The organism is Lacibacterium aquatile (genome assembly GCF_042683105.1).
Taxonomy (GTDB): Bacteria; Pseudomonadota; Alphaproteobacteria; order Elsterales; family Elsteraceae; genus Lacibacterium; species Lacibacterium aquatile.
The window spans coordinates 694,281-713,597 of record NZ_JBHUIP010000012.1 but is presented as its reverse complement, the minus strand read 5'-3'; the positions used below and the strand labels follow the sequence as shown (position 1 = coordinate 713,597).

Sequence of the window (19,317 nt, the reverse complement as noted above, 5' to 3'; positions counted from 1 at the left end):
AATGCTGGTTCTCGACAACCTCACCAAGACCTATCCTGGCGGCACGCTGGCCGTCAGCCGCTTTGCCCTGACCATCGAACCCGGCGAGATCGTCGCGATCCTGGGCGGTTCCGGCTGCGGCAAGAGCACGGTGCTGCGGGCCATCGCCGGTCTCGATCCTGCCACCGGCGGCCGCGTGCTGCTGGATGGCGAGGAGATCCGCGCGCCCCATTCCAAGATCGGGGTGGCGTTCCAGGAGCCGCGCCTGATGCCCTGGCTATCGATTGCCGAGAATATCGGCTTCGGTATTCAGGATATCGAGAAAGCCAAACGTCAGGCCCTGGTGAAGGCTGCCCTGGAGCGGGTGGGTCTGTCGGGCTTTGCGGGCGCCTGGCCGCGCGAGCTGTCGGGCGGCATGGCCCAGCGCGCGGCGCTGGCCCGCGCCCTGGTCGCCAAGCCCGAGGTGCTGCTGCTGGACGAGCCGTTCTCCGCCCTGGATGCCCTGACCCGCGCCGATCTGCAGGATCATCTGCTGGAGCTGTGGGAGATCGACCGGCCGACCCTGGTTCTGGTCACCCATGATATCGACGAAGCTCTTTATCTGGCCGACCGGGTGGTGGTCATGACCGGCCGCCCCGGCCATATCCAGAGCATCGTGCAGCCCAATCTACCCCGCCCCAGGGATCGTGAGAGCCAGCGCTTCGTCGACTGGCGCCGCCGCCTGCTGGGCAACCTGTCGCTGGCGGGCAGCCGCCATCGGGTGGGCGAGGAAGATCATCCCGCCGCCGCTATCTAAGACTCTGCCCGTGGCGGGCCGCTCAAACGCCGCGCGGGCTTATGAAAGGACCGAGAATTTTGGACGCCGACAGCCTCCGGGCGCTGCAAGCCCCGCTGAAAGAGAAGTACCGCGAAACGCCCGACAGCGCCCTGGTCACACTTAAGTCACACGGCACATTGGACGCTGATGGCGTCGCCTGCCGGGTAGAAACGGGCCGTGCGTTGATCGAAGCCGGATTGCACCCTGCAACTGGCGGCAGCGGCCTCCAGGCCTGCTCCGGCGACATGCTGCTCGATGCCCTTGTGGCCTGCGCGGGCGTGACCTTGAAAGCAGTGGCTACCGCCATTGATTTTCAACTGAAAAGCGGCACCGTCCATGCGGAAGGCGACCTCGATTTCCGGGGGACCCTGGGGGTGGATCGCGAGGCTCCCGTGGGCTTCCGCGCTATCCGCCTCAGCTTCCGGCTCGATACCGACGAGCCGGACGACAAAATCGCAACTTTGCTGAAACTAACGGAACGCTATTGCGTTGTGTTCCAGACTCTTAACCGGCGGCCCGACCTGTCGGCAGAGGCTAACCGGGGGAGTTGAACGACGACGGACGCTTGCTTTCCAATGAAATCCATGCGATTGACGGTTATCGAATTCGTTTAAGGTTCGGCTGCTGCTCTTCCCGCTCGATTTTGGATCAAGCCCCGGACCTGCTCTCGACCCCAACCGAAATTCCGATCTCGCTGGCGAATACTCCCAGCGTGGTGACTATGTCTGAAAGGTTACGACTATGGCTACCGGTACCGTTAAGTGGTTCAACGCCCAGAAGGGCTATGGCTTCATCCAGCCGGCTGACGGCAGCAACGATGTGTTCGTGCACATCTCCGCTGTCGAGCGTTCGGGCCTCGGCTCGATCGTCGAAGGCCAGAAGCTCTCCTACGAGCTCGAGCAGGACAAGCGCAGCGGCAAGTACTCCGCTGGTCAGCTGCAGGCCGTCTAATTTAGACGCCAGCATCTGCTAGGAATACGGGCCGGAAGAGCAATCTTCCGGCCCGTTTCTTTTGGAGGAAATCCGATGACGATCACGATGTACGGCATCAAGAACTGCGACACGATCAAGAAGGCCCGCACCTGGCTTGAAGGCAAAGGCGTCGCCTATGACTTCCATGACTATAAGGCTGTCGGCATCGATGCCGCGCGGCTGGAGGCCTGGTGCCAGGAACACGGCTGGGAAGTTCTGCTGAACCGCGCCGGCACCACCTTCCGCGCCCTTCCCGATGCCGACAAACAGAACCTCGATCAGGCCAAGGCGATCAAACTGATGGTCGCCACCCCCTCGATGATCAAACGCCCCGTGCTGGACCTGGGCGACAAGCGCCTCGTGGGCTTCAAGCCGGATGTCTATGAGGGGGCGGTTAAATAAGCCTCATGTCCGATTTTATCGTCAATTTCTGCGATCAGGAATTTTACCGGCGCATTTGGCTCGACTATCGAAACTTTCAGCAGCCTATAGCGGAAGAGGATTTGCGTCCTGGCCTTGAGGTGACAGCATGTACACCCGAGGGTCACCGCTTTGCGGGAATCGTCGATTTAGCGCGCGCACCGGTCGATGACCGACGCTGGGTTATCATCGATAAACTATGGCTGCCACCGCTGTCGGCTTCACCAGCCAGCCAGTTCATGGAAGACTGGGACGCAGGAAAACTTGGTTTCAAGATCGACTATAACGACCTTTGGACCCCCGACATCGTCTATTTTTCATTCCATCGCAACGACCAGCCGTTGCGGGAAGAAGAGATGGTTGCAGGCAGCATCGTCACCGCCTGTGATTCCGAAGGCCTCAGCTTCCAAGTCACAGTGAGATATTTTGCGGAAGGCCACGAGCTTTGGGGCGGACATTGGGGTGGCGAGTTTATCGATGATACACGCCGAAATATGCCGGGCTCCCTCTGTGACATGACTGATAACGAACCCGATTGGTACAAACTGTTTGAGAGCTGGGAAGCTTACGATCAAGCCATTCGGGCGACGCGCCAGCCGCTAGCGCATGCTTCCTTGAATAAAGATCAGATCGACACGCGGCACTGATCCGGTGGAGGGCCTTAGTCGCCAAATCCTCTGCCCTCGGCTCGGATAGATCGCGGACCAACAAACCGAGCTATATAACCCATCCCCACCCAAAACCTCGTCATCCCGGACTTGATCCGGGATCTAGGGTGGCCGAACCGCGTAGAGAATTGCCGATAGAGTCCGCCTACACGAGATCCCGGATCAAGTCCGGGATGACGGAATTTAGAGGGAAACATCGGCTTCCTGTCCCCGGCATGACGGCATTGTAAATACGCAAGCTTTGCCGATGGATGCCATACTCTCCCCTGATGCTGTTTTGATCCCAGCCACGCGGAGAGCCCTTTTGTCCTATTCAGCTGCTGCCCTTCTGATCGCCGCCCTCCTGGCCCATTCCGCCTCCGCCGCGCCGCTGAAGCTGTCCCAGGAGCAGCTGTTGCAATTCGGGCTGGGGGACAAGATCACCCTGACCGAGGGCAAGACTCCGGATGGTCGCCCCCTGCATTCAGGGCAGAGCGCCGACGGCAAGGCGAAGCTGGAGATCATCGGCACCAAGGCTGTGGTCGAGGAGGCAACCTACAGCTTCCCCATCCCGCCGGACGAGCGTCAGCCCGATACCGAGACGGGCCAGGGCTTTGCCAGCAACGTCTTTCCGCGCTGGTATGGTGTTACCGAGTGGTATTATCAGGTGGTACAGGAGAGCAAGACCAACCCCACGGTCACCATGAAGCGCGACAAGCGGGTGCTGACCTTCAAGCGCGATGATGCGGCGGGCGTGATCACCCTGCATGCGGTGGGCGAGTAAGAAGTGGGGAGAGGGCTTAAAGCCTGAAAGAGAGCCGTTTCCCTGATGTTATCGCGGAATCAGGAGTTTTATGGCCGGACAAGGCACGGCCTAGATCCCCAACCATTCTATCCCGCCCGGTAGTCTGGCGGCACTATAGTCGACCTGCAGAACCCGTCGATTGGCCGGTATTCTAGCGGCATCAGAGGCGTGCACGACGGGCGTCGCGTAAGCCCAGACATCACCAACCGCAGCTAAACAGCTGGCGCTGCCGAGCCGCCCTGGTAGCCCCTCGATCTCAATCTGCGGAATACGGCCCAGTCGGTGCGATCCCGGCACGATCAGCAGAGGGGCATTATCCGGCCCGACAGGATCAAGATGGATACGCAGCGTCACCATGGACGCGATGATCGCAAAGGGTGGCTCCACATGCTGAAGTCCGCTTTTCACGGACCAAGGGCCAAAACCATCGACCTCGCGCCGCTCTTTCACGACGATGGTGCGATCCTGATGCCATCCGAGCGCCCAGTTGGACGCCGCCGACTTATCGAACAAAACTGCCCGCACCGGCCGCGCGTCGCCTTCAAGATGATGGACAGCAAGGGCCCCCGATAGCCCCGGAAGGATCCAACGCTTGGGCGAGTTGCGGATTACCGGCAAGCCGCTTCCCCGCCCGAATAGGCCCGCCTCCCAGCGACGCCAGCAATTGATCCGACGCAACCCGATCGAGCACCGCAGGATAGAGCTGCGCGCCATCGCTCTCGAAATTGAGGTTCATTCGATATCCGGTAATAAAAAAGCCGGGGTTTCCCCCGGCTTCTCATTAGTCCTTGCGCTTGTCGCCGACACCGACCCGGGCGGCGAGGGCCGCTTCCAGAAAGGGGTCGATGTCGCCGTCCAGAACGGCGGCGGTATTGCCGGTTTCGACGTCCGTGCGCAGGTCCTTCACCATCTGATAGGGGTGCAGGACATAGGAGCGGATCTGATGGCCCCAGCCGATTTCGGTCTTCACCGAATTGGCGGCATCGGCAGCTTCTTCGCGCATCTTCAGCTCGCGCTCGTACATGCGGGCTTTGAGCATCTGCATGGCGGTCGCGCGGTTGCGATGCTGCGAGCGGTCGCTCTGGCAGGCCACCACGATCCCGGTCGGGATATGGGTGATGCGGATCGCGCTTTCCGTCTTATTGACGTGCTGACCACCGGCACCCGAGGCGCGGAAGGTATCGATACGCAGATCCTTTTCCAGGACCTCGATCTCGATATTGTCATCGACCACCGGATAGACCCAGGCCGAGGCAAAGCTAGTCTGACGACGCGCGTTGCTGTCGAAGGGCGAGATGCGCACCAGGCGATGCACGCCGCTTTCGGTCTTTGCCCAGCCATAGGCATTGAGGCCGCTGATCTGGATCGTCGCAGACTTAAGGCCCGCTTCTTCGCCCGCGCTCTCTTCAAGCAGCTCGACCTTGAAGCCACGACGCTCGGCCCAGCGGGTATACATCCGCAGCAGCATCGACGCCCAATCCTGCGCCTCGGTCCCGCCCGCGCCGGGGTGGACTTCGAGATAGCAGTCATTGGCGTCGGCTTCGCCCGACAGCATGCTTTCAAGCTGACGCTTCTGAACCTCGACATTCAAGGCCAGCAGGGCATTCTCGGCATCGGCAACCATGGTCGCGTCGCCTTCGGCCTCTGCCATCTCCAGCAGCTCGACATTATCAGTCAGCTGGGCTTCGATTTCCTTGAAACCGTTGATCGCGCGCTCCAGACCGGTCTTTTCCTTCATGAGCTTCTGCGCACGCTGCGCATCGTCCCACAGGGTCGGGTCGTTGGAGGCTTCGGTCAGTTCATTCAGGCGAGCGACGGAGACATCCCAGTCAAAGAGACCTCCTTAGCAGTCCGAGTGACTGCTGGATGGCATTGACGCTCGCTTCGATTTCGGCGCGCATGTCGGCTCCTGGTCGTAGCGGAAAATTAAGCCCGCGCGGCGCTTGAGCGGCCCGCCACGGGCAGAAAACCGTTTCGTCTCTTTCAGACTAAACGGCGCTAGTAGATACCCGAAGCGGCCCCGCCTGCGCCAGTGCCGAATGCGCGGGTCGGAACCGATGGCGGCGGTGCCGCAGGCGCACCGGGGGCCGGTGCCGGGGTTAGGATCGGCCCGGCATCCTCGCCTGAGGTCACGGGGCCGGAGGCGATGCCACCATATTCCATCGGATATTCGTCCTCGGGCTCTTCGGCACTGGGTTCGGTGCCGGGGCGGAAGGCTTCGAAGATCGAGCGGCGGTCGTCGGCCGTCGCCAGCTTGCCGGTATCGCGGTTCACCCGCACCAGACGGATGCCCGGCGGCATGCGGAACGGGGTCGCCGGGGTACCTTCCATGGCGTCGCCGACCATTTCCTTGAAGATCGGCACGACATTGCCGCCGCCCGTCTCGTTCTTGCCGAGCGTGCGGGGCTGGTCGAAGCCGATATAGGTCGCGATCACCAGGTCCGGCGTCATGCCGACGAACCAGGCATCGGTATAATCGTTGGTAGTACCGGTCTTGCCCGCCAGCGGACGCTTGAGGCTGAGCAGCGAGGTCGCGGTGCCGCGCTCCACCACGCCTTCCAGGATATGCAGCATCTGATAGGCAACGCCGCTGTCGATTATCTGTTCGCGCGTGTCGGGAACACGCGGCATCGGGCCGCCCTTGTAGGTTTCCGCCGTGCAGCCGTCGCAGGGGCGCACGTCGTGTTTGAAGACCGTGACGCCCGTCTTGTCCTGGACGCGGTCGATGACGGTCGGGGTCAGGCGCTTGCCGCCATTGACGATCTGGGCATAACCCGCCGCCATTTTCAGCGCGGTCGTTTCACCCGCACCCAGCGCCATCGAGGGATAGGGGGGCAGATTGTCCACCACGCCGAAGCGCTTGGCCATCTCCGACACCTTATCCATGCCGACGTCGACCGCCAGACGGATGGTCATCAGATTACGCGACTGTTCGATGCCGACGCGCATGGGCTGCGGGCCGTAGAACTTCTCGGTGATGTTGTCCGGACGCCATTTGGTGCCCGAGCCATCGTCGACGACATAGGGCGCGTCCAGAATGATCGTCGCAGGCGTATAGCCATTCTCCAGCCCCGCCATATAGACGAAGGGCTTGAAGCTGGACCCCGGCTGACGCTTGGCCTGGACCGCGCGGTTGAACTGGCTCTGCTGGAAGCTGAAGCCGCCGATCATCGCCAGCACCCGGCCGGTGTTCGGATCCAGCGCCACCATGCCGCCGCCGACATTGGGGATCTGGCGCAAACCGAAGGTCCCCTCCGGATAGCTGCCCTTGCCGTCCGCCGTCTTCGCGACAGCCTCGACCAGGATGATATCGCCCGGCGCCAGCACATCGGCAGGCTTCTTGGGCGGCGCACCGAAACGCTGCTCTTCCAGAACCTGACGCGCCCAGGTGAGTTCGGCCATCGGGATCTTGCCGCTGACGCCGTTCGACACCAGGATCTCGGCCTGTTTGTCGTCGACCTTGGTGACGCCGGCCAACAGCCAGCCGTCAGAACCACCCGGCGGCGCGACCTTGATCTTGGCAGCGATATCCTTGACCGCGACCTTTTCCAGCGGACCGCGATAGCCATGCTTGCGGTCATAGCGGATCAGACCGGCGCGGAAAGCCTTGTCGGCAATCGCCTGCAGCTTGGGGTTCAGCGAGGCACGGACGGACAGCCCGCCCTTATAGACGGTCTCCTCACCAAAGCGGGCCAGCAGTTCGCGGCGCACTTCTTCGGTGAAATAATCGGCACGGACGGTTTCCTCGCCAGTGCGGCGACGGACGGTCAGTTCCTCGGCCCGCGCCATCTTGGCTTCGTCCGGGGTGATATAGCCGTCTTCCTGCATGCGCCCGATGACATAATCGCGGCGGATGATGGCTTCGGCACGCTTGGTCACCGGATGATAGTTCGATGGAGCCTTCGGCAGACCCGCAAGATAAGCTGCTTCCGATACGGTCAACTCATCGAGCGGTTTGTTGAAATAGGTCAATGCCGCCGCCGCCACGCCATAGGCGCCCGAGCCACCGATGGTGCCGAGATAGATTTCGTTCAGGTAAAGCTCCAGGATCTTGTCCTTGGACATCGCCTGCTCGATCTTCATCGCCAGCAGGATTTCCTTGGCCTTACGGGTAAAGCTGCGCTCGTTCGTCAGCAGGAAGTTACGGGTCACCTGCTGGGTAATGGTCGAGGCGCCGATCAGGCGGCGATCCTCGGCGAGATTCTGAACGTTCTGCAGGGTCGCGCGCACCAGACCGATGAAATCGACGCCGGGATGCTTGTAGAAATACTGGTCTTCAGCAGCGATGAAAGCCTGCTGAACCCGCGGCGGGATCGAGGCAATCGGCACGAAGATACGGCGTTCGGTCGCGAATTCGGCCATCAGCCGCCCGTCGCCCGCATGGACACGCGTCACCAGCGGCGGTGCGTAGGATGCCAGCGTGGAATGATCCGGGAGATCTTCCGAGAAATACTTAACGCCCGCCCCAATAGCGGCCACGCCGACGATAGCCAGCACAATCAAAGCCGTAAAGGCGCGGTAAATCCATTTCATCGGGGCATATTCCAAGCAACTGGCGGCAAGAGTATGGCAGAAACCGCCTTAATTTTCGCGGCCCGAGACTACTTGTGGAAAGTCCCCTCCGCAAGGCGGCTTGCCTGCAGATCTTCAATGCACCGTCAACACTCGTCATCCTCGTGTCAAATCGGAGGTGACGAGTTTATTTAGGTTAGACGCTTTAAAGCTTCACCACGTCCGGCTCATCTGTGCGGACCATCTTCCAGTGGCGCACGAACTCGACGGCTTCATCGACCGAACGGTCGGGGTAGGAGGTGGTGACGATGAAGCGGGTGGCGTCGGAGCCGTCGCCGACCAGGATATCGTCGATCAGATCTTCGATCTCCTCGCAGCCATCGCCCACGACCGCGATCAGCGCCACCTTGTCCTTCAGGCATTCCTCAATGAAAACCCGCAGGCGGCTGTCATCCGAAACCGGCACCTGCAACACGATTTTCGACGGGTAGGTCATGGCGTGGTCAATCCCACCTTCTCAAGGGCCGATTTCTGACGCTGCGCCAGAGCTTCAGCATCGAAAGTCCCGGCGATGTCCTGGAACAGACGATACCAGTTCACCTCCGCCTTGAGGTGGGTAAAGACGGAGCCAAGGCCGATGGCGGCACGGTCCATGAAGACAAATTCGCGCGGCGGCTTCACGCCGCCTAAGCGCCGCAGCTCCTCATGCACCTTCTCGGCCACTTCGCGACCGTAGGATCCGCCGCGTGCATCGTCGATCAGGCGGGTGCGATCCTCCAGCAGCGGTCCGTAGAGGAAGCTCGCCCAATTGTTCAGCACATCGATCAGATCGGCGGAGAGATTCTGGAAGCCCCAGCGTTCATAGGCCGAAACCGCAAGCTCGCGATCCCCCCGATCCAGCGCGTGATAGAGATCGACCACCCCTTGCACGAAGGAAGGGGTGAAGATACGCACGCAGCCGAAATCCAGCAGATTGAGCCCGCCGCCCTCGCGATACTGATAATTGCCGGGGTGCGGGTCGCCATGGATGGTGCCGTAGAAATAGAAGGGCACATACCAGGCACGGAACAGGTCGATGGCGGCCTGATTGCGCACTTCCAGCGGTGCATCGCTTAAGGTCATCAGCGAACGCCCGTCGAGCCAGGTCATGGTCAGCAGGCGCTTGGTCGACAGTTCCGGGATCGCCTCCGGCACCCGCACGGCGGGCTCGTCGGCGAGCATCAACCGATAGAGGTCCATCTGTTTGCGTTCGTGCTCGTAGTCGAGTTCTTCGCGCAGGCGCTCCCCGATCTCGGCATAGATCTCGTCGGTCTTGATGGCATTGTCGCGGGCGGCGTGGATGTTGAAGATCAGCTTCAGCTGCTTCAGGTCCGCCTCGACCGCCGAGGCCATGTCGGGATATTGCAGTTTCACGGCCACCGCCCGACCGTCGGGCAGCGTTGCTCTATGAACCTGTCCTAGCGAGGCAGCGGCGGCTGCCGTCTCCTCGAAATCGGCGAATTTGCTGCGCCAGCCGGGGCCAAGCTCGCCTGCGATCCGGCGCTTCATGAAGGGTCCGCCCATGGCCGGGGCGTTCGATTGCAGCTGCTGGAGTTCCTTGGCGTATTCCTTCGGAATCGCATCTGGAATGGTCGCCAGCAGCTGGGCGACCTTCATCAGCGGGCCTTTCAGCCCGCCGAGTGCCACCTTGAGATCGGCCGCATGTTTGGCGCGGTCGATCTCGATCCCGAGGTATTTCTCCCCCGCCAGCCGGACGCCAAGCCCGGCCATGGTCGTGCCGACCTGGGCATAGCGCCTGACCCGGCCGGTGAGGCTGTCGTCGCTCATTCGGCTTCCAGCTGATCGATGAAGGAGGAGAGGACGGTCAGGCCCTGCTTCCAGAAGTTCGGATCGCGCGCATCCAGGCCAAAGGGCTTCAGCAGTTCGTCGTACCGCTTGGAGCCGCCCGCCGACAGCAAGGCGAGATACCGTTCGGCAAAGCCCTGCTCGGCCCCCTGATAGACGGCGTAGAGCGAGTTCACGAGGCAGTCGCCGAAGGCGTAGGCGTAGACATAGAAGGGCGAATGGATGAAGTGCGGGATATAGGCCCAGTAGTTCTTGTAATGCTCGTCGAAGCGAAGAGCCGGCCCGAGGCTGGCGGTCTGGGTTGCCAGCCAGATATCGCCCAGATCGTCCGGGCTCAGTTCGCCCTGGCGGCGGCGGTCATGGACCAGTTCCTCGAAGCTATGCATGGCGATCTGGCGGACGACCGTGTTCAGCATATCCTCGACCTTGCCCGCCAGCAGGGCGCGGCGGCGGGTGGGATCGCTCTCGGCCTTCAGCAGCGCCTGGAAGGTCAGCATCTCGCCAAAGACCGACGCGGTTTCCGCCAAGGTCAGCGGCGTGTCGGCCAGCAGATGGCCCTGGGCCTTGCCCGCCAGCACCTGATGCACACCATGGCCCAGCTCATGCGCCAGGGTCATCACGTCGCGCACCTTGCCCTGGTAGTTCACCAGCAGATAGGGGTGCGCGCTCGGCACCGTGGGATGGGCGAAGGCGCCCGGCGACTTGCCGGGGCGCAGGCCCGCATCGATCCAGGGCTGATCGAAGAACTGCTTGCCGATATCGGCAAGCTTGGGCGAAAAGCCGCCAAAGGCATCCAGCACGATACTGCGGGCATCGGGCCAGGGGACGCTCTTGTCGCTGGACCAGGGCAGGGGCGCGTTGCGGTCCCAGTAATCCAGGACCGGCAGGTCGAGCCACTTGGCTTTCAGCTTGTAATAGCGGTGCGACAGGCTGGCATAGCTGTCGCGCACGGCGGCGACCAGGGCGGCCACCACTTCATCTTCGACCCGATTGCCGAGGTTGCGGCCTGAGATCGGGCGGGCGAACTTACGCCAGCGATCCTCGATCTCCTTGTCCTTGGCCAGGGTGTTGGTGATCAGGCTGAAGGTGCGCATCTCGTCGCCCAACGCCTTGCCAAACGACTGTGCTGCTTCCTTGCGGATACCCCGGTCGCGGTCGACCAGCAGGTTCAGCGTCTCGGCAACCGTCAATTTATCGCCGCGATACTCGACCCGCAGGTCGGCCATCGTCTCATCGAACAGGCGCACCCAGGCCGACCGGCCCGCCACCTGCTTTTCCAGCAGCAGCTGTTCCTGCTCGTCGGGCAGCTGATGCGGGCGCATGGCGCGGCTGGCCTCGATCCAGGAGCGGTATTTGGCGGCGGCCGGATCTGCAAGCTGCTTGGCGAGGACGTCATCCTCCAGGCGGTTCAGCTCCAGCCCGAAGAACAGCAGCTTGGTCGCGATCTCGGTGATGCGTTCCTGGGTCGACTGATAGAAGCGGGTCGCCTCCACATCCGCCATGTTGCGGGCATAGACGAGCTGGGCGAAGGAGCCGAGGCGCGACAGAACCTCGTCAATCGTCTCGTAAGCCGCGATGGCCCCGCCAAGGTCGGCGCCGGACAGGCTGGCGAGCTTGCCCTGATATTTCAGGGCGAAAGCGTCGGCGTCTTTGGCGGAGGTATCGAAATCGGCTTTGACGGAAGGATCGTCGGGGGATGCATAGAGGTCCGAGAGGTCCCAAACGGGAAGATCACCCAACTTCGCTTCAGTCGTCATTCGTACTGATCCCTCTTTACGTTCGCCTACCGGCCTTTGGCCTACTTGAGGCGGGTTACCCTATCGATATAGGGGGCCGTCAGGGACAGGGGAAGAGCTTGATCGGCTCGCCCGCCGGTGCCACGAGGTCGCGGCAGCTGCCTCCATCGGGACACAGACGCCAGGGTGCTGTGACTCCGGCATTGCCGAGCGTGAGTTCGGATTGTGGCGGTACAGTGGGGCGCCAATGCCAGGCGCCGTCTTTCAGAATGGATCCGTCGGGCGGCTCCATGCCCGCGCCCGATCCTTGAACACTGGCGGCATCGAGCACAAGCCCGTCAGGCGTCGCCAGCCAATGTTCGGTCCAGAGCGTCTTTTCGATGGAATGGGTCCAGGAAAGGGTGGCGGCGGACCCGATCACCTCGGGCGCCGCCGCCAGTCCCAACATCAGACAGAGGTTTGCCGCTGCCGCCACAGGTGATACCCGATAAAGACGGCACCGGCCGCGATACCGATCTCGTCAGTGATCGAGGCGGCGGAGACCAGCAGGATGGCGATAGCGACGGCGACGATCCGCTCCGGCCAGTTCAGTGGTCCGAAGAGGTAACCGGTCGCAGCCCCACCCCAGAAGCCGATACCCAGCAGCGCCTTGAACAGGATGTAGGACACGGACAGGATCGTGACATTGTCGCCCTGCAGCATCAGTTCAGGCGAATAGACCGCCATGAAAGGCACCACGTAGCCCGCGATACCGATGCGGGTGGCGGTAAAGCCGATCTCAATATGGCCCGCCTTGGAGATGGAAGAGGCCGCCAGCGCCGCCAGCGCCACCGGCGGGGTCAGGTCGGCCATGATGCCGAAGTAGAAGGTGAACATGTGGCTGACGATCAGCGGCACGCCCATCTGCAGCAGCACCGGCGCGGCCATGGCGGCGGTGATGATGTAGTTCGGGATGGTCGGCAGACCTGTGCCGAGGATCAGGCAGACGATCATGGTCAGCACCAGGGCGAGCCACAGGCGTCCTTCGGCCAGATCCAGGATGATGCGCGCCAGTTCGGACGCGAGGCCGGTCAGGGTCATGGCGCCGATCAGAATGCCGACGAGGGCGCAGGCCACGCCGACGCCGAGCGCGCTTTTGGCGCCATCGACCATGCCGTCCAGGATCAGGCGCAGGGTCGCCTTGCCACCGACAATGAAGAACAGGCCGACGATCAGCAGGCCGATGAGGATCGCAAGCCCGGTGACAAGCTGAACGGTTTTCGTCCCCACCAACCCGGCGAAGATGACGCCCAGGATGATCCAGAAGCCATAGCGCGCGACGGTGACCGGGATCTTACCGGCGGCAGCGCTGCCCATGATCAGGATCGCGGTCAGGCCCAGACCAACGGTACCAGCGAAGAGGGGGGTGAAACCGTCGAACAGCATGAAGACCAGGGCGGCCAGTGGTAGCGCCAGATGCCAGTGCGTGCGGATCGCCTTCAGCGGGCTCGGCAGCTGGTTCTTCGGTAGGCCGACCAGCCCGTGTTTGCCCGCTTCCAGATGCACCATCCACATCGCGGAGGCATAATAGAGCAGGGCAGGAATGATCGCGGCTTTCGCGATCTCCGTATAGGGCACGCCGATGGTTTCGGCCATGATGAAGGCGACCGCGCCCATGACCGGCGGCATGATCTGCCCGCCCATGGCAGCCGTGGCCTCGACGGCACCGGCAAAGCGACCCGAATAGCCAAAGCGCATCATCAGCGGAATGGTGAATTGGCCGGTGGTCAGCACGTTGGCGACGCCCGAACCATTGATGGTGCCCATCAGGCCCGAGGAGATGACGGCCACCTTGGCCGGACCACCCCGCGCGCCGCCGACTAGGCCCAGCGCCACATCATTGAACAGCCCGATCATCCCGGCCTTTTCCAGGAACGAGCCGAAGAGGATGAACAGGAAGATATAGGTAGCCGACACGAAGGTCGGGGTGCCGTAGATGCCTTCGGTGCCAAACGCGATCTGGTCGACGATCTGGAAAATATCGAAGCCGCGATGGGTAAAGGGCTCGGGCAGATAGCGTCCCCAGAGGGCATAGGGGATGAAGACGATGCACATCACCGGCAGCGCCCAGCCCATGACGCGGCGGGCTGCCTCAAACAGCAGGGCAATGGTGACGATGCCGACCACCAGATCGGTATTGCTGGGATCACCCGCCCGCTGGATCAGTTCGGCCTCGAAATACCAATGGTAGAGCGCAAGGATCAGCGCCCCACCGCCCAGGACCCAATCGTACCAAGGGGGCGCGGTGCGGGGGCCGTCATGTCCGCCTTTCCAGCGGAAGAGCGCAAAGACCATCAGCAGCAGGAAACCCACATGCATGGACCGCACGACGATGGTCGGCACCGGACTATAGGCAGCGGTATAGATCTGCCAGCCGCAGAAGATCAGGGCGATCAGCCAGATGACCTTGCCGCTGAGGCCGGGCAGGGTCAGATGAGCGGCGGGATTCTCGGGATCGACGAAGACCTGCTGCGGTGGCGACTTGTCGGCGGTTGCTTCGGACATGCGGCTACTCGAAAACGGAAGACTGATAAAAAGGGGCGGCTCAGTTGGCCGCCCCTCGTTCATAAGACCTGTGCGGCCCTTATTTAATCAGGCCTTTTTCGCGGTAGTACTTCTCGGCGCCGGGATGCAGCGGCACCGGCATGCCGTCGAGCGCCTTTTCGAACTTGATGTCCTTGGCGGCAGCATGCGAGGCCGTCATCACGTCGAGATTCTCGAACAGCGACTTGGTCATCGCATAGGCGACGTCGTCCGACACACCCTCATGGGTGATGAGGTAGTTGTTGATGGCGACGGTCGGGACGTCCGCATCCTGGCCCTTGTAGGTGCCTTTGGGGATCGGCATCGAGACATAGGCCGGATCATTCACCTTCTTCACGGTTTCCGGCGAAACGGCCACAACCGTGATGTCGATGGAGGAGGCAAGGTCGCGGATCGAGGAAACGCCCAGGCCTGCCGACTGCAGGGTCAGGTCGAGCTGGCGGTTCTTCATGAGGTCGACCGATTCACCGAACGCGAGATATTCGACCTTGCTGAAGTCCTTATAGGACAGACCGGCAGCGGCCAGCACGGCGCGGGCATTCAGTTCGGTCCCCGACTTCGGGGCGCCGACCGAGATGCGCTTGCCCTTGAGATCGTCGACCGTCTTGATGCCGCTGGAGGCCGAGGCGACGATCTGGATGTAGTTCGGATAGATACCGGCAATGCCGCGCAGCTTCTTCAGCGGCTGGGCAAAGCCTGCTTCGGCGTCGCCCTTCCAGGCCTGGCTGACGGCGTCACCCAGGGAAAAGCCGATCTCGCCCTTGCCCTGCTGGAGCAGGTTGAGGTTTTCGACGGAGGCCTTGGTGGCCTGCACGCCGGTCTTAGCGTTCGGGATAGCCTTGGCATAGATGGTCGCGAGCGCATTGCCCAGGGGGTAATAGACCCCCGAGGTGCCGCCGGTCAGAACATTGACGAAAGTCTGGGCCTGGGCCGGAGCGATGGCAGCAACGGCCAAAGCGGTGCCAACGAGCAGCGTCTTCATGGGCATGTCTTCCCCCTATATGAACGTTTCAGACGAACGGGGTACATCGCCCCGTCCTTTGTCTCCCGGGATTATTATAAGCAGGCATTTAAGCCCCCGACAACCCGATCAGGTCAGCGAGACTGCCTAGTCTGCGATCAACGGACCGATGTTAAATTGTGGTCGTCTCGCAATGCGGCTTGATATTGGTTAAGTTAATTCTGTATATCCAGATTTATGGATATACATATCGCCATCGATGCTCTCTCGGCTCTCGCCCAGGACACCCGTCTTGCCACCTTTCGGCTGCTTGTCAGGCATGAGCCGGAGGGGCTGCCTGCCGGGGAGATCGCCCGTCAGCTTGAAGTGCCGCAGAACACCATGTCGGCGCACCTGAAGCTGCTGGCCGATGCCGGGTTGGTGCAGTCGGACCGGCAGGGCAGGTCGATCATCTATCGGGCCGATCTTTCGCAGATCCAGGCCCTGACCGTCTTCCTCCTCAAAGACTGCTGCGGCGGGCGGCCCGAACTCTGTGCGCCTGTCATCGCCGACCTTGCACCCTGCTGCCCCGCACCCGGAGCCACGTCATGACCGACCGTCCGTTCAATGTGCTGTTCCTTTGCACCGGCAATTCCGCCCGCTCGATCCTGGCCGAGAGCATCCTTCGCCATGACGGGGCTGGTCGCTTCAATTCCTTCTCGGCAGGCAGCATGCCCAAGGGGGCGGTGAACCCGATGGCCCTCAAGGTGCTGGCCGCCTCCGGCTATCCAACCGATGGCATGCGGTCGAAGAATTGGGATGAGTTCGCGGTTGCCGGTGCCCCGGTGATGGATTTCGTTTTCACCGTCTGCGACAACGCGGCAGGCGAGGTCTGCCCGATCTGGCCGGGTCAGCCGATGTCGGCCCATTGGGGCATTCCCGATCCCGCCGAGGTCGAAGGCACGGACATCGAGAAGGAGACCGCCTTCGTCACCGCCTTCAAGCAGATGAAGAGCCGGATCTCGCTGTTCACGGCGTTGCCGTTTGCCTCGCTCGACAAGCTGGCCCTCAAGAAGAAGGTCGATGATATCGGCGGTCGGATCGATGCCTGAGACTGCTTCTCGGCTTTCCTTCCTCGACCGCTATCTGACCCTCTGGATCTTCGTCGCCATGGCCCTGGGTGTCGCCCTCGGCAGTCTCTTCGAGGGGCTGCCGGGGATGCTCCATGCCGCTTCGGTCGGATCGACGAACATCCCCATCGCCATTGGCTTGGTGCTGATGATGTATCCCCCGCTGGCGAAGGTCCGATACGAGGAACTCCCGACCGTCTTCAAGGACAAGCGGGTGCTAATTCTGTCGCTGGTGCAGAACTGGTTGATCGGTCCGGTGTTGATGTTCGTCCTGGCGGTGATCTTCCTGCACGATCATCCTGACTATATGACGGGTCTAATCCTGATCGGGCTGGCCCGCTGCATCGCCATGGTCCTAGTCTGGAACCAGCTTGCGCGAGGTGACGGCACCTATGTCGCGGGATTGGTCGCCTTTAACTCGATCTTCCAAATCCTGTTTTTCAGCGTCTATGCCTGGATCTTCCTGACCGTCCTGCCGCCGCTCTTCGGGTTGGAAAGCAGCGTCATCGATGTGAGTGTCTGGACGATTGCCGAGGCGGTGTTGATTTATCTCGGCATCCCGTTCCTGGCGGGTTTCCTGACGCGCAAATGGTTGGTCGCCGCGAGGGGGATGGATTGGTACGAACGGGCCTTCCTGCCTCGCATCGGCCCGATCACCCTGGCGGCCCTGCTGTTCACCATCCTTGCGATGTTCAGCCTCAAAGGCGGGGACGTGCTGCGACTGCCGGTCGATGCCATTCGGATCGCCATCCCATTGACGCTCTATTTCCTGATCCAGTTCGGGGTGAGCTTCCTGCTCGGCAAGCTGATCGCCAGGGACTATCCCCGGACCACGGCCATCGCCTTTACGGCGGCGGGCAACAACTTCGAACTGGCGATAGCCGTGGCAATCTCTGCCTTCGGTCTGGCCTCGCCGGTCGCTTTTGCCGCCGTCATCGGGCCGCTGGTCGAGGTGCCGGTGCTGATCCTGTTGGTGCAGGTTGCCTTGCGAGGGCAGAGGCTATTTCGATGATCATGGAAATACACCACTTGACTCTCTGCTGATCCGGGATCAGGTTATTTCCATGGAAATCGAAATTGCAGCCAAGCAGATGGAAGCCCTGGGCAATGTGACCCGGCTTTCCATTTATCGCACCCTGGTTCGGGCTGGTCATGACGGTCTGCCGGTGGGGAAGCTCCAGGACCGGATCGGCATCGCTGCTTCGACCCTCAGCCATCACCTCCAGCGGCTGATTGCGACCGGTCTGGTAACCCAGGAACGGCAGGCAACCACTCTGATCTGCCGGGCACAGTATCCCGCCATGAATGCCCTGGTCGGCTTCCTGGTTGATGAATGCTGCATCGAGGAAGCCTGCTGTGGAACCGATGAGGCGGCGGCTTAGGTCGCCCCTTTTTTTGATCTAATATTTCCAAGATTCTGGAATAAGTGAAGGAGCCGAAAATGAGCCAGACAAACATCCTTCCCGTCGCCGTGATCGGGGCCGGTCCCGTGGGACTGGCTGCCGCCGCCCATCTGATTGCCCGAGGTTTGCCGGTGCGTGTCTATGAGGCGGGCGACGCCGTTGGCAGCCATATCCGCGACTGGGGGCATGTCCGGCTGTTCTCGCCGTGGAAGTATAATGTCGATGAGGTCGCCAAGGGCATGTTGGAGCCGACCGGCTGGTTCATGCCCGAACCGGAGACCATGCCGACCGGGGCCGAACTGATCGAGCGCTACCTGAAGCCGTTGGCGAAGCTCCCGGCCCTGGCCCAGGTGATCGAGACCGGCGTCAAGGTGACGGCGATCTCTCGCCAGCATATGGACAAGGTGGTCACCCGTGGCCGAGAGGATCGCCCGTTCGTGTTGTCGGTGCGGACCAAAGACGGGTTGCGGCGAGATCTCGCCCGTGCAGTCATCGACGCCTCCGGCACCTGGAGCAGCCCAAACCCGCTTGGGGCCGATGGCACCCCGGCAGAGGGGGAAGAGACCTATCGCGACTGGATAGCGTTTGGCATCCCCGACGTGTTGGGCCGGGATCGCGAGACCTACGCCGGAAAGACGGTGCTAGTTGTGGGGGCGGGACATTCGGCGGCCAATGTGCTGCTCGATCTCGACCGGCTGTCGGAGAAGGCGCCGGGGACCAAGATGCTATGGGCGACCCGCAGCCGGAACCTGACTCGAGTCTATGGTGGTGGCAAGTCGGACAAGCTGGCGGCCCGTGGTGAACTTGGGGACGGTCTGCGGTCTAAAGTCGAAAGTGGCTCGATAGCCCTGACCGCCGGATTCGCCGTCGAAGCGATCACCGCGCAAGACGGTCGTCTGCTGGTCCGGGGCGATACCGACCGAGGTACGGTGACTCTCGGTCCCATCGACCGGATCGTGGTGACCACCGGCCAGCGTCCCGATCTGTCGCTCACCCGTGAACTGCGCCTCGATCTCGATCCGTGGTTGGAAAGCTCCAAGGCCCTTGGGCCGCTGATCGACCCGAACCTTCATTCCTGCGGCTCGGTCCCGCCCCATGGCCATCGCGAACTCGCCCATCCGGAAACCGGCTTCTACACCGTTGGCATCAAGTCCTATGGCCGGGCCCCGACCTTCCTGCTGCTAACCGGCTATGAGCAGGTCCGCTCGGTGGTCGCGGCCATCGCCGGGGATCTGGTGTCGGCGGACGATGTGCGGTTGGTGCTGCCGGAAACCGGCGTCTGCTCGACCAAGCCCATCGTAGTTGGCGAGGCGGCATCCTCCGGTTGCTGCGGCGGTCCGGCTCCAAAGTCGGCCCCGGTGGAAGCCTGCTGCCTGGATGACCTGAAGGAGAAAATCGCCACCGGCAATGGCTGTGGATGCTCGTGAGCCGACAGATCGTCGAAAGGCGCGCAATAAAATTTCGCCGCTGTTAAGCAAGTCGTTTTTGTAACGCGGTCAGCAACGCTTCATCAGATGCTTCGTTTCCT

At 62.0% G+C, this 19,317-nt stretch carries 20 protein-coding genes; 11 read left to right on the top strand and 9 right to left on the bottom strand.

The genetic code is table 11. The features are described 5' to 3' along the window. The first annotated feature begins 1 nt into the window (after position 1). The 6 genes from ACFSM5_RS14980 to ACFSM5_RS14955 all read left to right on the top strand — a co-directional run bounded on the left by ACFSM5_RS14980 (position 2) and on the right by ACFSM5_RS14955 (position 3,619). The gene (locus ACFSM5_RS14980) at positions 2-775 is read left to right on the top strand and encodes an ABC transporter ATP-binding protein (protein WP_379877256.1); all 774 of its coding nucleotides are present in this window, start codon (positions 2-4) and stop codon (positions 773-775) included. A 59-nt stretch (positions 776-834) separates the two neighbouring features. Next, on the top strand, positions 835-1,347 hold the full coding sequence (locus tag ACFSM5_RS14975) for an OsmC family protein (protein WP_379877254.1): 513 nt from the start codon (positions 835-837) through the stop codon (positions 1,345-1,347). A gap of 190 nt (positions 1,348-1,537) precedes the next feature. Then, positions 1,538-1,747: a cold-shock protein gene (locus tag ACFSM5_RS14970; RefSeq protein ID WP_379877253.1), complete on the top strand. Its 210-nt coding sequence runs from the start codon at positions 1,538-1,540 to the stop codon at positions 1,745-1,747. A 75-nt stretch (positions 1,748-1,822) separates the two neighbouring features. After that, entirely contained in the window at positions 1,823-2,170 is a 348-nt protein-coding gene (locus ACFSM5_RS14965; RefSeq protein ID WP_379877252.1) for an ArsC family reductase, read from the top strand. A gap of 5 nt (positions 2,171-2,175) precedes the next feature. Beyond that, complete coding sequence (locus tag ACFSM5_RS14960; protein WP_379877251.1) at positions 2,176-2,835, top strand: hypothetical protein; 660 nt, start codon at positions 2,176-2,178, stop codon at positions 2,833-2,835. Between the two features lie 325 nt (positions 2,836-3,160). Next, positions 3,161-3,619, top strand: coding sequence for a hypothetical protein (locus tag ACFSM5_RS14955; RefSeq protein WP_379877250.1), 459 nt, complete (start codon positions 3,161-3,163; stop codon positions 3,617-3,619). 90 nt (positions 3,620-3,709) lie between these two features. On the opposite strand, the gene ACFSM5_RS14950 is transcribed toward ACFSM5_RS14955, so the two are convergent. From ACFSM5_RS14950 to ACFSM5_RS14910, 9 genes are all read right to left on the bottom strand, one after another. Next, positions 3,710-4,165, bottom strand: a complete 456-nt coding sequence (locus ACFSM5_RS14950; protein WP_379877249.1) for a phytanoyl-CoA dioxygenase family protein — start codon at positions 4,163-4,165, stop codon at positions 3,710-3,712. 256 nt (positions 4,166-4,421) lie between these two features. Then, a protein-coding gene (gene prfB, locus ACFSM5_RS14945; protein WP_379877248.1) for a peptide chain release factor 2 occupies positions 4,422-5,541 on the bottom strand; the annotation gives its coding sequence in 2 pieces (ribosomal slippage) (positions 4,422-5,471 and positions 5,473-5,541; 1,119 coding nt in all). 97 nt (positions 5,542-5,638) lie between these two features. Further along, positions 5,639-8,173 (bottom strand): penicillin-binding protein 1A, encoded by a 2,535-nt coding sequence (locus tag ACFSM5_RS14940; protein ID WP_379877247.1) that lies wholly within the window; start codon positions 8,171-8,173, stop codon positions 5,639-5,641. Positions 8,174-8,357: 184 nt separating this feature from the next. After that, positions 8,358-8,648, bottom strand: coding sequence for a hypothetical protein (locus ACFSM5_RS14935; RefSeq protein ID WP_379877246.1), 291 nt, complete (start codon positions 8,646-8,648; stop codon positions 8,358-8,360). Beyond that, on the bottom strand, positions 8,645-9,979 hold the full coding sequence (locus ACFSM5_RS14930; protein ID WP_379877245.1) for an ABC1 kinase family protein: 1,335 nt from the start codon (positions 9,977-9,979) through the stop codon (positions 8,645-8,647). The genes ACFSM5_RS14935 and ACFSM5_RS14930 overlap by 4 nt, the downstream gene beginning before the upstream one ends. Continuing rightward, a complete protein-coding gene (locus ACFSM5_RS14925) occupies positions 9,976-11,754 on the bottom strand; it encodes a M3 family oligoendopeptidase (protein ID WP_379877244.1) in 1,779 nt (592 codons plus the stop codon). Before ACFSM5_RS14925 ends, ACFSM5_RS14930 begins: the two co-directional genes overlap by 4 nt. 79 nt (positions 11,755-11,833) lie before the next feature. Beyond that, entirely contained in the window at positions 11,834-12,208 is a 375-nt protein-coding gene (locus tag ACFSM5_RS14920) for a DUF1850 domain-containing protein (protein ID WP_379877243.1), read from the bottom strand. Then, complete coding sequence (locus ACFSM5_RS14915; RefSeq protein WP_379877242.1) at positions 12,181-14,277, bottom strand: TRAP transporter permease; 2,097 nt, start codon at positions 14,275-14,277, stop codon at positions 12,181-12,183. The genes ACFSM5_RS14920 and ACFSM5_RS14915 overlap by 28 nt, the downstream gene beginning before the upstream one ends. 79 nt (positions 14,278-14,356) lie before the next feature. Beyond that, positions 14,357-15,298: a TAXI family TRAP transporter solute-binding subunit gene (locus tag ACFSM5_RS14910; protein WP_379877239.1), complete on the bottom strand. Its 942-nt coding sequence runs from the start codon at positions 15,296-15,298 to the stop codon at positions 14,357-14,359. Positions 15,299-15,514: 216 nt separating this feature from the next. Between ACFSM5_RS14910 and ACFSM5_RS14905 the strand changes: the two genes are divergently transcribed. From ACFSM5_RS14905 to ACFSM5_RS14885, 5 genes are read left to right on the top strand one after another with little or no spacing between them, the layout of a single operon-like run. Continuing rightward, the gene (locus tag ACFSM5_RS14905; RefSeq protein ID WP_379877238.1) at positions 15,515-15,868 is read left to right on the top strand and encodes an ArsR/SmtB family transcription factor; all 354 of its coding nucleotides are present in this window, start codon (positions 15,515-15,517) and stop codon (positions 15,866-15,868) included. After that, positions 15,865-16,368, top strand: coding sequence for an arsenate reductase ArsC (locus ACFSM5_RS14900; protein ID WP_379877237.1), 504 nt, complete (start codon positions 15,865-15,867; stop codon positions 16,366-16,368). Before ACFSM5_RS14905 ends, ACFSM5_RS14900 begins: the two co-directional genes overlap by 4 nt. Then, positions 16,361-17,398 (top strand): ACR3 family arsenite efflux transporter, encoded by a 1,038-nt coding sequence (gene arsB, locus ACFSM5_RS14895; protein ID WP_379877236.1) that lies wholly within the window; start codon positions 16,361-16,363, stop codon positions 17,396-17,398. Before ACFSM5_RS14900 ends, arsB begins: the two co-directional genes overlap by 8 nt. Before the next feature lie 52 nt (positions 17,399-17,450). Then, positions 17,451-17,768: an ArsR/SmtB family transcription factor gene (locus ACFSM5_RS14890; RefSeq protein ID WP_379877235.1), complete on the top strand. Its 318-nt coding sequence runs from the start codon at positions 17,451-17,453 to the stop codon at positions 17,766-17,768. A 59-nt stretch (positions 17,769-17,827) separates the two neighbouring features. Then, positions 17,828-19,216, top strand: a complete 1,389-nt coding sequence (locus tag ACFSM5_RS14885) for an NAD(P)-binding domain-containing protein (RefSeq protein WP_379877234.1) — start codon at positions 17,828-17,830, stop codon at positions 19,214-19,216. Positions 19,217-19,317: the final 101 nt, after the last annotated feature.

Bases quoted from the DNA above. Each gene is read 5' to 3' on its own strand.
- ACFSM5_RS14930 (WP_379877245.1), bottom strand. From the start codon at position 9,979: ATGAGCGACGACAGCCTCACCGGCCGGGTCAGGCGCTATGCCCAGGTC.
- arsB (WP_379877236.1), top strand. From the start codon at position 16,361: ATGCCTGAGACTGCTTCTCGGCTTTCCTTCCTCGACCGCTATCTGACC.
- ACFSM5_RS14940 (WP_379877247.1), bottom strand. From the start codon at position 8,173: ATGAAATGGATTTACCGCGCCTTTACGGCTTTGATTGTGCTGGCTATC.
- ACFSM5_RS14885 (WP_379877234.1), top strand. From the start codon at position 17,828: ATGAGCCAGACAAACATCCTTCCCGTCGCCGTGATCGGGGCCGGTCCC.
- ACFSM5_RS14905 (WP_379877238.1), top strand. From the start codon at position 15,515: ATGGATATACATATCGCCATCGATGCTCTCTCGGCTCTCGCCCAGGAC.
- ACFSM5_RS14965 (WP_379877252.1), top strand. From the start codon at position 1,823: ATGACGATCACGATGTACGGCATCAAGAACTGCGACACGATCAAGAAG.
- ACFSM5_RS14900 (WP_379877237.1), top strand. From the start codon at position 15,865: ATGACCGACCGTCCGTTCAATGTGCTGTTCCTTTGCACCGGCAATTCC.
- ACFSM5_RS14925 (WP_379877244.1), bottom strand. From the start codon at position 11,754: ATGACGACTGAAGCGAAGTTGGGTGATCTTCCCGTTTGGGACCTCTCG.
- ACFSM5_RS14910 (WP_379877239.1), bottom strand. From the start codon at position 15,298: ATGAAGACGCTGCTCGTTGGCACCGCTTTGGCCGTTGCTGCCATCGCT.
- ACFSM5_RS14915 (WP_379877242.1), bottom strand. From the start codon at position 14,277: ATGTCCGAAGCAACCGCCGACAAGTCGCCACCGCAGCAGGTCTTCGTC.
- ACFSM5_RS14980 (WP_379877256.1), top strand. From the start codon at position 2: ATGCTGGTTCTCGACAACCTCACCAAGACCTATCCTGGCGGCACGCTG.
- ACFSM5_RS14960 (WP_379877251.1), top strand. From the start codon at position 2,176: ATGTCCGATTTTATCGTCAATTTCTGCGATCAGGAATTTTACCGGCGC.
- ACFSM5_RS14970 (WP_379877253.1), top strand. From the start codon at position 1,538: ATGGCTACCGGTACCGTTAAGTGGTTCAACGCCCAGAAGGGCTATGGC.
- ACFSM5_RS14890 (WP_379877235.1), top strand. From the start codon at position 17,451: ATGGAAATCGAAATTGCAGCCAAGCAGATGGAAGCCCTGGGCAATGTG.
- ACFSM5_RS14935 (WP_379877246.1), bottom strand. From the start codon at position 8,648: ATGACCTACCCGTCGAAAATCGTGTTGCAGGTGCCGGTTTCGGATGAC.